The organism is Fodinicurvata sp. EGI_FJ10296 (genome assembly GCF_040712075.1).
In the GTDB taxonomy this organism is placed as follows: Bacteria; Pseudomonadota; Alphaproteobacteria; order DSM-16000; family Inquilinaceae; genus JBFCVL01.
On the sequence record NZ_JBFCVL010000003.1, the window covers coordinates 18720 to 33844 of the forward strand.

Genomic DNA, 15125 nt, shown 5'->3' on the forward strand with positions numbered 1-15125 from the left:
CAGTGAGTGTCAGACCGCGTCGGCATCGCCCAATATGATGGTTGATTGCGCCGACAGCACCCCGCCATTGCCGTGGCAAAGGGCAGTGTGCAGGTCATCGACCTGCCGCTCGCCCGCCTCGCCGCGCAGCTGCCGCACTGCTTCGACCACGAGAAACAGCCCGTACATGCCGGGATGACAGAACGAGAGGCCGCCACCATTGGTGTTCACCGGCAACCGACCGCCGGGTCCGATGGCGCCGCCGGCGACGAAACTGCCGCCCTCGCCCTTGGCACAGAACCCCAGATCCTCCAGAAACAGGATCGTGTTAATGGTAAAGGCGTCATAAAGCATCGCCAGCCCGATCTCGCCGGGCTTGAGCCCCGCGCTTTCATAGGCCAGGGCGCCGGAGTCGCGGGCAGCAGTTTCCGTCAGATCCGGCATGGCACTGATGTTGCGGTGCCGGGACGCCGTTCCGCCGCCAAGCACGGGAACCGGCCGGGCGGTCAGATCACGCGCTTCGTCCGTTCGGGTCATGACGATGGCGGCGGCGCCGTCGGTCACCAGGCAACAGTCGAGCACGGTCAGCGGGTCCGCGACCATTCGGGCCCCGATCACCGCATCAAGCGTCAGAGGCGTGCGCATGAAGGCCTCGGGATTGAGCCCGGCCCAGCCCCGCGCCGCAACCGCGACCTCGGCCAATTGCTCCCGCGTCGTGCCGAATTCGGCCATATGGCGGTTGGCGGCAAGCGCATAGGCGGTAATCGGATAGCGGGGCTTATAGGGCGCCTCGCGCCGGTGCGATGCCGATGGCGAAACCAGTTTGCCCGACGCTGTGCGCTGGTTGCTGCCATAGGCAATCAGGGCAACCCGGCACCGCCCCTCGGCCAGAGCCCGGGCGGCTTCGGCGACATAGTGAACGAAAGACGCCCCGCCCATCGGCGTCGCCTCGGACACGACGGGCCGGATGCCCATATATTCCGCGACCGAAAGCGACGGCATCGCATGCACGGCCGTCGTCGCGAACAGCCCGTCGACATCGCGCACGCTCAGTCCGGCCTGTGAGAGTGCCGACTGTGAGGCCCTCACCAGCAGTTCCATCTCGGTGAAGCCGGGGGCCTCGCCCAGCCCGGCCATGCCGGCGCCGACGATCGACGCGGCGCCGCGAGGCACCGGTCGGCCGGTTGCGTATTCGAGGCGCTCAGACATTGGTGGGGTCCCCCGTCCCTGGTTCGCCGCCTGGCCGGAATACGACCTGTGGACTGCCGTCCAGATCCTGAACGCTGGCCATGACGGACATGCCGACCGCGACCCCGTCGGGCGCGACGCCGACGACCGTACTCATCATGCGCGGCCCCTCCTTCAGATCGACGAGGCAGACATTGTACGCGCCGCCCTTGTCGTCAGGTCGCCGCATCACGGTCGTGGCATACACGGTCCCCAGGCCACTGGGGGCAACCCAGGCCAGGTCGCTCGCGCCGCAATGCGGACAGATGATCCGGGGATAAAAAATGTGGGCACCGCATGGGGCGCATCGCTGGATACGGAACAGGCCGTCGCCAAGAAAGTGGTCGAATGCGGCTTCCGGCCCCCTTTCGGCAGCAGGTGGCGGTTGAGTGTCGGTCATGGAACTGTAAAACCCATGCAATTAGCAGGTGCAGGTCGACATGTTCGGCATCTCCGAGCGGGCGTCGTTGAAGGCCGATTCATTATAATGTACAGTCATTCGAACAAGGAGACCAGACCGGGGCTGTGTCGGGGCAGAGCATGAAGAACGATAACCAGAACCTATCCGACGATCTGCGCCTTTCAGGCAATCAGCCGCGATATCTGCGCATCGCGCAGGCGCTCGTCGCGGATATCGCAGACGGGCGCTACCCGATCGGCAGTCTGCTGCCTACGGAGGCCGAGCTCTGCGCCCAATATGGCGTCAGCCGGTCGACCATCCGCGAGGCAATCCGCCGGATGCAGCAACTGGGTCTGGTATCGCGGGCGCAAGGCATCGGCACCCGCGTCGAAGCGCGCTATTCCAAGTCCAGCTACATCATGTCCACGCAATCGGTGGATCAGGTGATGCAGTATGCGTCGGAAACGCAGCTTCATCTCCACACGGTCGAGGACGTCATTGCCGACGACGATCTCAGCCGGTTGATCGGCGGCGAAACCGGCCGGCGCTGGATTCTGTTCGCCGGCGCCCGCAGCGTGCCCGGCGATCCTGGCCCCGGAGATCCGGGCGGCCCGTTCTGCTGGACAAACGCCTATATTGCCGCCCGCTATGCCGATCTGCGCGGACAGGTCAAGCTCGGCGACGCGCCAATCACCACGCCGATCTATCAGCAGCTCTGCGACCGGTTCGGCGAGCAGGTGGGCGAAGTCCGCCAGACGGTCAAGGCGGTGGCGATCTCCGAGTTGTATGCCCAACGCCTGCAGGTCGAACCGGGTTCGCCGGGGCTGCACATTGTCCGGCAGTATCTGAACCTTGCTTCGGAATTCCTGGAAGTCTCGGTGAACATCTATCCCGCCGGCCGCTTCGAATATTCCATGCGTCTGCGCCTGGGCACGGTCGGCTGAGCCGACGGACCCGTTGCTCGCGCCCACATCCATATCGCCGGACCACACAGCCCGGACTCCCGGGGGCGACGCTCTTTTGGCCCTGATCCTCTTTGTCCTGATGGCGTCGGTCCTGGTCGACATCGCAGCGCCCCGTGTCGGCATGGATCGCGTGGCGGCCATTGCGCTACTGGTCTTTCTGCCCTGCGCCTGGCGGCAATACGGCATAAAGGAAGTGGGCATCGCCACGGCCGCGGCGGCGAGCGCCGTCATCCTTCTGGCCAGCAGTCCGCCAGCCGATGCCGTTGGCACCATTCTGGCGGCACTTGCCAACGGCGCCCGGCTGGTCGCCCTGATCCTCTGCCTGACCTTTCTGCGCAACGCTGCGGCGGCTTCGCCGCTGGTTGCCCGAACCGGCCGCTATCTGGCCCGCCAACCGCCCGGACGGCGCTATCTGGCCCTGTCCGCGGGTGGACACCTGTTCGGCCTGATGCTGAATTTCGGCGTCATAAACCTGCTGGGACCGGTCGTGCGGGAAAGCGGGCGCACAACCGCTGACGCGACCGCCGAGGACCGGCGTCGGGCGCTGATCAGGCGCCGGCGGATGATGGTCGCGCTGATCCGGGGTTTCTCGTTGGTCATGGTCTGGTCGCCGGCCAGCGTCGCCCAGGCGGTGCTGATTACATCCGTCGCGGGGCTGGCATGGATCGACCTCGTGCCCTACACGCTGACCTGGGTCGCCGTCGTGTGGGCACTGGGATGGCTCCAGGACCGTATCGCCTGGCACCGCGCCCGTCAGCGTCCGTCAGGAACAGTGCCCGGCACGCGACCGTTCGGTGAATTCCATGGCGAGGCGGACGCCGGTCAATGGCGCGACCTCGCCGGGCTATGCGCGATAACCGCCGGCATGCTCGGTTGCGTCGTTCTGCTGAATGCCGCCGCAGGATTGAGCCTGTTGCAGTCGGTCATGACCGCCGCACCGATTTTCGCTGTCATCTGGCTGGGGATCCAGCCGCAGCGGGCGACTCTTGCCAGCCGGTCAATCGAAACCTGGCAAACCCTACGGAACACCGTGCGGCACGACCTCCCCGCCCAGGGCCGCGAGGTCGCCCTGCTCGGCAGTGCAGGTTTCATCGGCGTGGCACTGCCGGCACTGATTCCCAGCGATGTTCTGGTCGGCATCGTCGATCCGGCCGTGATCGCACAGCCGGTTGCCGGCGTTGTCATGATGGCCGCCGTCATCATCGGAGGGACTGCCGGGATCAGTCCTCTGATCATGGTTCCGATTCTGGGCGGCCTGCTGACCTCGCTGCCAGTCGGCACCGTCGATCCGGTATTTGCCGGTCTCGCCATTTCCGCCGGATGGGGCCTGTGCAACGGATCCACGCCGTTTGCGGCCTCGGCCGTTCTGGCTGGTCGGTTCGTCGACAGCGGCCCGGAAAGGGTGGTCTGGCGCTGGAACGGCGCGTTCACCGTTCTCGCGATGGCTGTCTGCGCACTTTTCCTGTTCGCGATCTCGCCGCTGTTACCGCCGGGATGAGCGATGGCGGCACCTTAAAGGAAGACCGAGGTGACCAGCAGATAGAGCGCGACCGCCGTTGCCGCATAACCGACGATTACAAGAGCCCCGTCTCTGGCGACGAGACCAAGGGCAAACGCCGTGATCGCGGCCGCAGGCACAAAGGCGGCCATGGGGACGACTTCCAGAAACGGCAGCGTCAGCGCCAGCACCGCGCAGGCAGCGGCAATGACGTATGCACCCCGATCATCCGTCAGAGAGACCAGCCGCGGCCGCAGCAGCTTGTCCACACCGCCCGCCACCGGCCGGGCCTTTTCGGCCACTGTTTTCAGCCGATCCGCGCCGACCGACCGCTGCGTCACGAACGCCGGCAGCCAGAAGCTGCGACGTCCGACCAGCAACTGACCGGCCGTCACCAGCACGACCAGACCAAACAACGTCGGCACGCCGGGAATTCCGCCAACCGGCGTCAAGGCGATCAGTCCCAGGATCAGCAGCAGGGGCCCGAACGATCGGCGCCCCACCTTGTCCTGGATTTGACCCACGGACACCGCGCCTCCAGCCCCCGCCCTTTCGGACATCTCGATAAGTTCGGCGGCGACGTCTTTGAGGTTATGCGGCGTTCCATCCTGATCCGGCATTGAAGATCTTCCTGTTGCATCCATCGACCGTCCACCAACACGCGGGCGGCGCTTTGAGTTCTCACAAAACGGAGACTCTCGTCGGTGTGACGCGCTGGAAATCGGTCAGCTGCGTACGACAATGGACGTCATGGGGATGCGTGGTGGGCGCAGTAGGGCTCGAACCTACGACCCGCTGATTAAGAGTCAGCTGCTCTACCAACTGAGCTATGCGCCCACGCAGGGAAGTCACGGTGTTATAATGACGCTCGAAATCCGACGCAAGCGGATTCTGGGCATCGGATCATCCCCGGGGCGCCCCGGTTCGTACGAGTCGCCGTTGCATCGCACCGGTTGCCCGGATTTTCCGGCAGATTGGCGTCAGAGCTGGGCGCTCGGGGCTCGGCGGGATATCCGCGTATCGCGATGAATATAAACGCTCATGATCAACCCCAGACTGAACATGATCGTCATCATGACGGTCCCGCCATACGAAACCAGCGGCAGCGGAACCCCGACCACCGGGATCAGCCCCATCACCATGGCCGTGTTGATGAACACATAGAAATAGAGATTGGCCGTCAGCCCCAGCGCCAGGATCCGGCCGAAATGATTTCGGCAGCGAAGGGCGATGACGACCCCGTAGGCAACGAGAAGCAGGAAAAGCAGGATCAGACCGACACCGCCGATCAATCCGAATTCCTCGGCCAGCATCGTAAATATGAAATCGGTCTGCATCTCGGGCAGAAAATTCAGATGGCTCTGCGTTCCCTGCAGAAAGCCTTTGCCGAAAAGGCCGCCCGAGCCGAGGGCAATCTTGCTTTGCAGAATGTGATAGCCGGTCCCAAGCGGATCGGATTCCGGGTTGATGAAAGTGAGCACCCGGGCCTTCTGGTAGTCTCTGAGAAATTGCCAGGCAATCGGCACGGCGGCCAGGCCGAGAGCCAGTACCAGCGCGAATTTCCACCACCTGACGCCGACGACGAAGAAAATCGCGGCGCCGACGAACAACAGCATTACTGCCGTTCCGAGGTCCGGCTGGCTCATCACGAGGGCGACGGGCGCGACGATGAGTATGATCGGCAATATCAGCGTGCGGACCCGATACACATCATCGAGGGTTGGAACGTGAAAGTACCGCGCCAGTGCCAGCACCAGCGCGATCTTCATCAGTTCCGACGGCTGAAGATTGAAGAAGCCGAGATTGATCCAGCGCTGGGCCCCCATTCCCACTTGTCCGATGACCTCCACCGCGATCAGGAGACCGAAAGTAATAAAGTAGAATGGATAGGCGATCCGGAGCCAGATCCGAAGGTCGACCAGCGCGACACCGATCATGATCGCGAACCCGACGGCGAACCGGGCAATGTGACGCGACGCCCAGGGCTCCATGCTTCCATTGGCAGCGGAATAGAGCATCGCGACGCCGACACCGGCAAGAGCAACCACAAGCAGAATGAGCCCGCCCGGCAGTTGAAGGATTTTCTCCCCCAGAGACTGCCCCTGATCGTCCGCGTCGATTCCGCTGCCACGATAGTATGCCGTTGACATCAGCCGCCTACTCCGCCCCCGGTTCCACCGACATCTCCCGGCTCACCGGCTGCCGCCACGCCAGGTGGCGAAACGGGAATGATCCGGTCGCTGGCCGGATTGCGCTTCTGCGCCTCCCACAGAAGATCGCGGGCGATCGGGGCAGCAACGGCCGAACCTCCGCCACCATGCTCGACAACGACCGAGCACGCATAGCGGGGGCGGTGCATCGGCGCAAACCCGACAAACAAGGCGTGGTGACGGTCGCGCCAAGGGATCTCGTCCTGGCTGAGCAGCCCCTGCGCCCGCTGTGCCATCGTGATCCGGCGAACCTGGCTGGTCCCGGTCTTGCCACCCATTTCCATGCCCTCAACCGGTATCTGGGACGAGCGGGCCGTTCCCCGGCTGCCGTCGGTGACGGCGATCATGCCGTCGACCACCGCCCGGATTCCGCGTTCGGAAATGCCGATATCCGGAACTGATTCATTCGGGTCGACATTGCGCATGACGACGCGGGGATCGATGGCCCGCCCACCATTGACCAACCGGGCCGTCATCACGGCCAGCTGCAGCGGCGTTGCCAGAACGTAGCCCTGGCCGATCGCGGCAATAAGCGTTTCCCCCTGCTGCCAGGCCGTGCCCACATTCTGGCGTTTCCAGTCTTGCGTGGGCACCAGACCCTGGCGCTCGCCGGGAAGGTCGATGTTGATGGATGTCCCCAATCCGAACCGGTTGGCCATCGCCGATAGACGATCGACCCCCACGCGGCGCGAGAGGTCATAGAAATAGGTATCGCAGGATTCCGCCAGGGCATCGACCAGTGTCAGCCAGCCATGACCGCCCCGACGCCAGCAGTGAAAGCGATGATTGCCCAGATCCATATGACCGGGACAGAATACGGAATGATTGGGGCCGGCAATGCCGTTCTCGATAGCCGTCAGCGCCGTTATCATCTTGAAGGTCGAGCCGGGCGCGTATTGCCCGGCGAGCGCCTTGTTCGTCAACGGCGCATACTGATCGTTGATCAGGGACCGCCATGATGCGCCGTCAATCCCGGTCGCGAAAATATTCGGATTGAAGGACGGGCTCGAAGCCATGGCATAGACTTCGCCCGTATGCACATCCATGATCACGGCCGATGCCGAGCGTTCCTCAGCGAGACGGTCCTGAACGTAATCCTGCAACCCGACATCGATCGTCGAGCGAACCTCCTCGCCGCGCGTACCCTCGTCGCGAGACAGTTCGCGGATGATCCGCCCGGTGGCATTGACTTCGACCTGACGGGTGCCGGCGACACCACGAAGCGTCGATTCCAATTGCCGCTCGATGCCGGTCTTGCCGATCCGGAAACCGGGCAGGGTCAGAACCGGGTCTCCAGTCAGTTCTTCTTCGGAGACCGCGCCGACATAGCCGACCAGATGAGCGGTCGAGGGTCCTTGCGGATAGTCTCTTATCTCGCCGACATCGATCGACAACCCGGGCAGGCTTGGAGCGTTGACCTCGATCTGGCTGACCTGATCCCAGGTCAGATTCTCGCGTACCGTCACCGGAACGAAGTTGCGACGGCGGGACACATCGCGCAGCACCCGTTCACGATCGGCATCGGTCAACGGCACGATGCCTGAAAGGCGCTCCAGTGTCGCCTCGACGTCGCCGGCCTGTTCCGCCACCATGATAACCTGAAAATTCTGCGTGTTCGCTGCCAGCGGGCGGCCATAGCGGTCCACGATCTCACCCCGGGAAGGCGCCAGCAGGCGCATGCTGATGCGATTCTCGTCAGCGAGCACCCGATATCGCTCGGATTCCGTGACCTGCAGAAAATACATGCGCCCGACCAGCGCCGAGGCCAGGCCAAGCTTCACGCCGCCCAGAATCAGCGCCCGTCGTGTCAAACTGCGATATCGCTCGGTATCCCGGTCCATCCTCGACGTCTACCTCAATGCACCCGTCCCGATGCGAATAGCGTTGTGCCTGAGCGGCATATCGTCAGTCGCGTCACATTCCGCCGCACCGGAATCCGCTACTGGGGCACGAGCCGGTGACATTGCATGCATATCCACGCCAGTGCCGGAAACGCACCCATCGTCATCAAAGCCCGAAAGATCGCCGGCTCCACAGGCATCACAGCTCCGAAAATGGCGCTATAAAGCACCCATTCCATCACCGCCGTCAACGGCAAGACGATCAGGAATCCCCACCACAGCACCCAGAATGACCGACCTACCAGAAAGCGCCGCTGCGACGATACGACCAGCAGCGCGATCATGAAAATGAACGCGTTGACGCCCAGAGGCGCGCCGGTCAGCACGTCCTGGAGAATGCCCAGAACGAAGACCATTGGAAACGGCAGCAGATCAGGCCGATGAACGGCCCAATAATAGAGGGCCATGAACGGAATCATCGGAACCACGGTCGAATAGGCCGGTAGGGGTACCGGAATCACGGCGACGAACACCAGCGACAGCATCAGGATGCCCGGTACGGCATTGCGGAATATGACACCCAGTCGCGTGCCGATATGCTCTGGCAATCGGTCCTCGAAGCTCATTGCTGTCCGTTCTGCGCCGCTTCGGACTCGGCACCTTCGGTCCCGTCAGTGCCAGGTGCACCCTCGCGGTCATCAGCTCCGGCGGTGGCACCATAGGGCACCAGTTCAGGGTCGGGACCGACCGATTCCGGTATGGGCACCGGCGGCCCCGCCACATCGGCAAACTGCCCCCGCTCGGTTGCGGGACCGAAATCGACCACACGGACGAGATCAACCCGGTCCAGGTCCTCGAAGAGCACAACCTCGATACCGGCATCGCCCGATTCCACGACCCGGCCGATGGCAAGGCCGGGAGGAAACATCCCGCCGTGACCGGATGACACCACCCGGTCGCCGACTTCGACATCATGATCGCGCGGCAGATATTGAAGGGTCGGACGGCCGGAGTTGTCACCGGCAAGGACGGCGCGATGGCCGGACTTCTGCATGGCAACGGGTATGCGCGAGTTCAGGTCGGTCAACAGGAGGATCCGGGCGGACATGTCGCCGGTCTGAACGATACGGCCAATCAACCCCTCGGACCCGATCACCGCCTGCCCATCACGAATACCGTCCTGCGCTCCCACATTGATCGCCTTGCTGCGCACGAACGCGCCGCTGTTGTCGGCGACGACCCGTCCCGCGATAAACGAGTGCTCCATCCCGAGTTCGTAGTTGGTCAGCTCGCGCAGGCTGACGATCTCGGCCTCCAACTGAAAGGCGGCATGGCGATACTGCTGAAGAAGCGTGTTCTCCTGTCGGAGGCGGGCGTTCTCGGCGCGGAGATCCGCCAATTCCTGGGCTGCATTGATTGCATCGGCCACGGACGCGGCCGGACGCGAAATGACCGCCATGATCGGCGTCATGGCGTCGGTGATGCGCGCGGCCATGGCATTCATCAACACCGCATCGACCTTGCCGAGCATCATCAATCCGATGGCCGTCATCAATAGCAGCGCGAAGGAGAACCTTTGAACCATCGCCCGCAGCGCCGCGATCCGAACCATGGGCTTAGAGCGTAGCCTCACGAAGCCGTCCTTTGGCTCAGTTCCGTTTGGGGCGAAGTCGAGGTCACGGTCATCAGCAAAATCGGATCGGCGGCAAGATAAGTGGCAACATCAACACCTTACTGCCCTGTGCGGCTCTCGCCGCGTTCGGCTCAGGGTTGATCCAGCAGGGGCACTGCAATCTGAATACCACAAAATCCCGATCGGTACACTTTCACGGACTGGGCCAGGGAGCCCTTAACGGCCGAAATTCATTGTCCATTGCGCATATCGGCCGATTGCCTGCCCAATGAAATGGCCTGCCACCGGCAGCAAACGAAACAGAGCCCCCGGGGCTCAATACATATTGATCAGAACATTTTTCAACGTGCGCATTTCCTCCAGGGCGCGGCCGGTCCCCAGAGCAACGCAGGACAGCGGATCGTCGGCAATCGAAACCGGCAATCCCGTTGCGTGCCGCAGAACGAAATCGAGATTGCCAAGCAGCGCGCCGCCACCGGTCAGGACGATTCCCTTGTCGACAATGTCGGCGGCCAGCTCCGGCGCCGTATGCTCAAGCGCGACTTTAACCGCCTCAACGATGGCGCTGACGGGCTCTGCAAGACTTTCGGAAATCTGCCGTTCGGTAATCACCAGTTCCTTGGGCACGCCATTCATGAGGTCGCGGCCCTTGATCTCCATGGTACGCCCCTCACCGTCTTCCGGTGGGCAGGCGGAGCCGATTTCCTTCTTGATTCTCTCGGCGGAGCCTTCGCCGACCAATAGATTGTCGTGCCGGCGAATGAAGGCGATGATAGCCTCGTCCATCTTGTCGCCGCCGACCCGTACCGACCTTGAATACACGATACCGCCCAGAGAGAGCACGGCAACTTCGGTCGTGCCGCCACCAATATCCACAACCATGGAACCGGTCGGCTCGGTCACCGGCAATCCGGCGCCAATCGCCGCCGCCATCGGTTCTTCGATCAGAAAGACACGTCTCGCCCCTGCTGATTCGGCACTTTCCTGAATCGCCCGGCGTTCCACTGCCGTCGATCCGGACGGCACGCAGATGATCACCTGGGGGCTGGCGAAGCTGCGCCGGTTGTGGACCTTGCGGATGAAATGTTTGATCATTTCCTCCGCGACCTCGAAATCCGCAATGACGCCATCGCGAAGCGGGCGAATTGCCTGGATATTGCCGGGCGTTCGACCAAGCATCTGCTTGGCTTCGTCGCCCACCGCCAGAACCTGCTTTTTGCCGCGAACGGTCGCGATTGCGACCACCGATGGTTCGTTCAGAACGATGCCCCGGCCCTTCACGTAAACAAGCGTATTAGCGGTTCCAAGATCGATGGCCATATCGGCCGAAAGGAAACCCAAGAGATTAGCAAACATATGGCTGTCGCAAAATGAGGACCATGGCTTCGATACAAGAGAGGCGGCGGGTACAGGAACCCACCGCCGTCTGTTAATTCAATGTCGATCCGGGCTCAAGCGGAGAGTTACCCAAAGCCCGAAATCGACAATCGAAAGAATGTCCGTGGGAGTCCGTTGACGCCCCCGAAGTGCGCCGCATCATAAGCGCTCGCGACCGCGATAGCCAGAGCAACGGTATTGCGCCCGCGTTTTCGACAGATGATCGAAGATCAGTTCTTGTCCTTGTCGACCAGGCGATTCTCGGCAATCCAAGGCATCATCGCCCGGAGCTTCTCACCGACCTTTTCGATGTCGTGTTCAGCCTCGCGACGCCGAACCGCCTTGAAGCTGGTCTGGGAAACCTTGTTCTCCAGCATCCAGTTGCGCGTGAACACACCGGATTGTATATCGGCCAGCACCCGGCGCATTTCCGCCTTGGTCTCGTCGGTGATGATCCGCGGTCCGGTGACGTAATCGCCATATTCCGCCGTATTCGAGATCGAGTACCGCATATTGGCGATCCCGCCCTCGTAGATCAGGTCGACGATCAGCTTCACCTCGTGCAGGCACTCGAAATAGGCCATTTCCGGGGAATAGCCGCCTTCGACCAGCGTCTCGTAGCCGGCCTTGATCAGCGCGGTCAGCCCGCCGCACAAAACAACCTGCTCGCCGAACAGGTCGGTCTCGCATTCTTCGCGGAAGGTCGTCTCGATGATGCCGGCCCGGCCGCCGCCGATCGCCGCTGCATAGCTGAGACCGATATCGAACGCAGATCCCGTCGGGTTGCGGTCGACGGCGATCAGGCACGGAACACCGGCCCCGCGTTCGTATTCCGACCGGACGGTGTGACCTGGCCCTTTCGGCGCAACCATGAACACGTCCAGATCGGGGCGGGGCTCGATCAGGTTGAAATGAATGTTGAGACCGTGGGCGAACGCGATCGCCGCCCCTTCCTTGAGATTGGCGGCGAGGTGATCGCGATAGATATCGCCCTGCAGTTCATCCGGCGTGCACATCATGATAACGTCGCCCCACGCCGCTCCCTCGTCGACCGTGACGACCTTGAAGCCTGCCGCTTCGGCCTTTCGGGCCGACGCCGACCCCGGACGCAAAGCGATTCGGACTTCCGTCGCGCCGCTGTCCCGCAGATTGGCGGCATGAGCATGACCCTGGCTGCCATAGCCAACGATCACGACCTTCTTCGTCTTGATCAGATTAACGTCGGCGTCGCGATCGTAATATACACGCATGGTTTCTTGTTCCTCTGTGTTCCAGGCCGCCCGTCGGGAGTCCGGCCATCAATCCTGTGTCCGACCAGGATCCGCCGCCGGCACGCCGCCCGATCCGATCCCGTTTCATCTCGCGAATACGAATCCAGCCCCTGGTTTTCTTTCCGGCAGGACTTGATCCCGATTGGACATAATGCCGTCGGCCTGTTTCTGTCAAATGGCAGTGACTGCCGAATGCACGGCCGCGTTATAACCGCTGCATCGTCAATCGCCGATATCGGCCCCGCCGCTGTCCAGAACAGGGGCGCCGTCGGAGGTGAGCATCCCCGCCCGGCCGCGAGCAATCGCCGCAACACCGGTGCGCGATACGTCGATAAGACCCAGAGGCTGCATCAATCCGATGAAGGCGTTTACCTTTTCGGTCGTGCCGGTGACCTCGAAGACGAAACTCTCCAGCGTGCTGTCAACGGCGCGGGCCCGGAATATGTCGCAGATCCTGAGTGCTTCGATCCGCCGGTCGCCGGTGCCGACCACCTTGATCAACGCCAGCTCCCGCTCCACGAAGGCGCCATCGTCGGTCAGGTCCGACACACGGTGGATCGGCACCAGCCGATCCAGCTGATTCTTGATCTGCTCGATGATCATTCGCGTGCCGCTGGTCACCAGCGTGATCCGCGACCGCTTGCCGGCCGGGTCCACCTCGGCGACGGTCAGGCTTTCGATATTATACCCGCGGCCGGAAAACAGGCCGATGACGCGGGCCAGAACGCCGGGTTCGTTATCGACAAGGACCGAGATCGTGTGGGTTTCTATGGTGTCATCAGGCGACATTTTGCATTCCAGAACTGGAGCCTCGGTGAGGCCGCGAAAAACAGGCGGCGCCTGGCGGAAGATTCCAGGCGCCGCCGGGAGTGAACGAATGGACCGTCAGCCGTTCCCTATACCAGAACCATACCTTCTTCCGAAGTCTGGTTGCCGGCCTTGTCCGCCGGGCCGAGGATGATCTCGTTGTGGGCGGCCCCGCCCGGAATCATCGGAAAGCAATTCTCCATCTGCTCGACGCAGACATCCACGACCACCGGGCCCGGCGTTTCGAGCATGGTCTTGAAGACGCCTTCGACATCATCGATGGTTTCGGCCCGCAACCCCGTAGCGCCGAACGCCTCGGCCAGTTTCACGAAGTCCGGCAGGGCTTCGGAGTAGCTTTGGGAATAGCGTTCGCCGTGGATCAACTCCTGCCATTGCCGGACCATCCCCATCCACTGATTGTTCAGAATGAAGACTTTGACCGGCAACCGGTACTGGACGATCGTCGACAGTTCCTGAATGTTCATCATGGTCGACGCTTCGCCGGCGATATCGATCACCAAAGCATCCGGATGCGCAATCTGAACACCCATGGCCGCCGGCAGGCCGTACCCCATGGTCCCCAGACCTCCCGAGGTCATCCAGTGATTCGGCTGATAGAAGGGGAAGTGCTGGGCGGCCCACATCTGATGCTGTCCGACCTCGGTCGTGACATAGACATCCTCGCGCTCCGCCTGGCGGTCTGCACACATCTCAGCCAGACGTTTGATGGCGTATTGCGGCTTGATCGTCGACCCGGGCTCCAACGGCTGGTTGAACTTCAGACATTCGCGGCGGCGCCACAGATCGATCTGCCCCCACCATTCCGCCAGAGAGCGGCGATCGGCCTTGAGCCGGCGTTCCCGCCACATCGTGAGCATCTGCTCAAGCACCTCGGCGCAATCGCCGATGATCGGAACATCGACGGTGACGTTCTTGTTGATGCTCGACGGATCGATGTCGACATGGATCTTGGTGGATCCCGGGGAGAAATCGGCAATCCGTCCGGTGACCCTATCGTCGAACCGCGCTCCGATATTGACCATCACGTCGCAGCCATGCATGGCGAGGTTGGCCTCGTAGGTGCCATGCATGCCCAGCATGCCGAGAAACTGACTATCATCGGCCGGATAGGCGCCGAGTCCCATCAGCGTCGATGTGCAGGGAAAACCCGTCTCGCGTACCAGTTCGCGCAGCAGTTCCGACGCCTTGGGCCCGGCATTGATGACGCCCCCGCCGGTGTAGAAGATCGGCCGCCGCGCGCCCGCCATGAGTTCGATTGCGCGCTCCACCTGGCTTTGGACAGGCCGGATCTGAGGTCGATAGGTCCGATGGACCACCTCTTCGGGGCCGGCATACGGCGCCGGACCGAACTGGATGTCCTTTGGCAAATCGACGACGACCGGTCCGGGCCGGCCACTGCGGGCAACGTAGAATGCCTCGTGCAGGGTCCGGGCCAGCTTGTTACCGTCCTTGACCAGATAATTGTGCTTGGTGCACGGCCGCGTGATTCCGGTCGTGTCGCATTCCTGGAACGCGTCGTTGCCGATAAGATGCGTCGGCACCTGTCCGGTCAGACAGACGATCGGAATGCTGTCCATCAGTGCATCGGTCAGCCCGGTAACGGCGTTGGTTGCGCCCGGTCCCGACGTTACCAGCACGACACCGACCTTGCCCGTCGACCGGGCATATCCCTCGGCGGCGTGGACGGCGCCCTGCTCGTGCCGCACCAGAATATGGCGTATGGAATTCTGTTGATGCAGCGCATCGTAGATCGGCAATACCGCACCGCCCGGATACCCGAATATTACCTCTACGCCCTGGTCGGCCAGGGCTTTGAGAATGGTCTGAGCGCCGGTCAGGATTTGGTCGGACATCGTCGTACCTTGTATTTGAGAATGCCGGGCGGCCATCGCCCGG

At 62.5% G+C, this 15125-nt stretch carries 12 protein-coding genes, 1 tRNA gene and 1 pseudogene; 2 read left to right on the forward strand and 12 right to left on the reverse strand.

What is annotated here, in order from left to right:
• Positions 1-9 precede the first annotated feature (9 nt).
• Positions 10-1188, reverse strand: a complete 1179-nt coding sequence (locus ABZ728_RS06225; RefSeq protein ID WP_366655136.1) for an acetyl-CoA acetyltransferase — start codon at positions 1186-1188, stop codon at positions 10-12.
• Positions 1181-1606: an OB-fold domain-containing protein gene (locus ABZ728_RS06230; protein ID WP_366655138.1), complete on the reverse strand. Its 426-nt coding sequence runs from the start codon at positions 1604-1606 to the stop codon at positions 1181-1183. Before ABZ728_RS06230 ends, ABZ728_RS06225 begins: the two co-directional genes overlap by 8 nt.
• A gap of 140 nt (positions 1607-1746) precedes the next feature.
• On the opposite strand from ABZ728_RS06230, the gene ABZ728_RS06235 reads away from it, so the two are divergent.
• Positions 1747-2550, forward strand: coding sequence for a GntR family transcriptional regulator (locus tag ABZ728_RS06235; RefSeq protein ID WP_366655139.1), 804 nt, complete (start codon positions 1747-1749; stop codon positions 2548-2550).
• 76 nt (positions 2551-2626) lie between these two features.
• On the forward strand, positions 2627-4069 hold the full coding sequence (locus ABZ728_RS06240) for a hypothetical protein (RefSeq protein WP_366655141.1): 1443 nt from the start codon (positions 2627-2629) through the stop codon (positions 4067-4069).
• 14 nt (positions 4070-4083) lie between these two features.
• Here ABZ728_RS06240 and ABZ728_RS06245 read toward each other — a convergent pair whose 3' ends face one another.
• The 10 genes and pseudogenes from ABZ728_RS06245 to ABZ728_RS06290 form a co-directional block, all read right to left on the reverse strand.
• Entirely contained in the window at positions 4084-4689 is a 606-nt protein-coding gene (locus ABZ728_RS06245; RefSeq protein WP_366655143.1) for an exopolysaccharide biosynthesis protein, read from the reverse strand.
• Positions 4690-4830: 141 nt separating this feature from the next.
• Positions 4831-4906, reverse strand: a tRNA-Lys gene (locus ABZ728_RS06250).
• Positions 4907-5049: 143 nt separating this feature from the next.
• Positions 5050-6219: a rod shape-determining protein RodA gene (rodA, locus tag ABZ728_RS06255; RefSeq protein ID WP_366655144.1), complete on the reverse strand. Its 1170-nt coding sequence runs from the start codon at positions 6217-6219 to the stop codon at positions 5050-5052.
• Complete coding sequence (gene mrdA, locus ABZ728_RS06260) at positions 6219-8120, reverse strand: penicillin-binding protein 2 (protein ID WP_366655146.1); 1902 nt, start codon at positions 8118-8120, stop codon at positions 6219-6221. The genes rodA and mrdA overlap by 1 nt, the downstream gene beginning before the upstream one ends.
• Before the next feature lie 98 nt (positions 8121-8218).
• A complete protein-coding gene (mreD, locus tag ABZ728_RS06265; RefSeq protein ID WP_366655147.1) occupies positions 8219-8746 on the reverse strand; it encodes a rod shape-determining protein MreD in 528 nt (175 codons plus the stop codon).
• On the reverse strand, positions 8743-9753 hold the full coding sequence (gene mreC, locus ABZ728_RS06270; RefSeq protein ID WP_366655149.1) for a rod shape-determining protein MreC: 1011 nt from the start codon (positions 9751-9753) through the stop codon (positions 8743-8745). Before mreC ends, mreD begins: the two co-directional genes overlap by 4 nt.
• Before the next feature lie 315 nt (positions 9754-10068).
• A complete protein-coding gene (locus ABZ728_RS06275; RefSeq protein ID WP_366655150.1) occupies positions 10069-11109 on the reverse strand; it encodes a rod shape-determining protein in 1041 nt (346 codons plus the stop codon).
• A gap of 251 nt (positions 11110-11360) precedes the next feature.
• A pseudogene (gene ilvC, locus ABZ728_RS06280) lies at positions 11361-12383 on the reverse strand (ketol-acid reductoisomerase); the annotation flags it as partial.
• Positions 12384-12623: 240 nt separating this feature from the next.
• Positions 12624-13190, reverse strand: a complete 567-nt coding sequence (gene ilvN / locus ABZ728_RS06285) for an acetolactate synthase small subunit (protein WP_366655151.1) — start codon at positions 13188-13190, stop codon at positions 12624-12626.
• Between the two features lie 107 nt (positions 13191-13297).
• Positions 13298-15082, reverse strand: coding sequence for an acetolactate synthase 3 large subunit (locus tag ABZ728_RS06290; RefSeq protein WP_366655152.1), 1785 nt, complete (start codon positions 15080-15082; stop codon positions 13298-13300).
• Positions 15083-15125 lie beyond the last annotated feature (43 nt).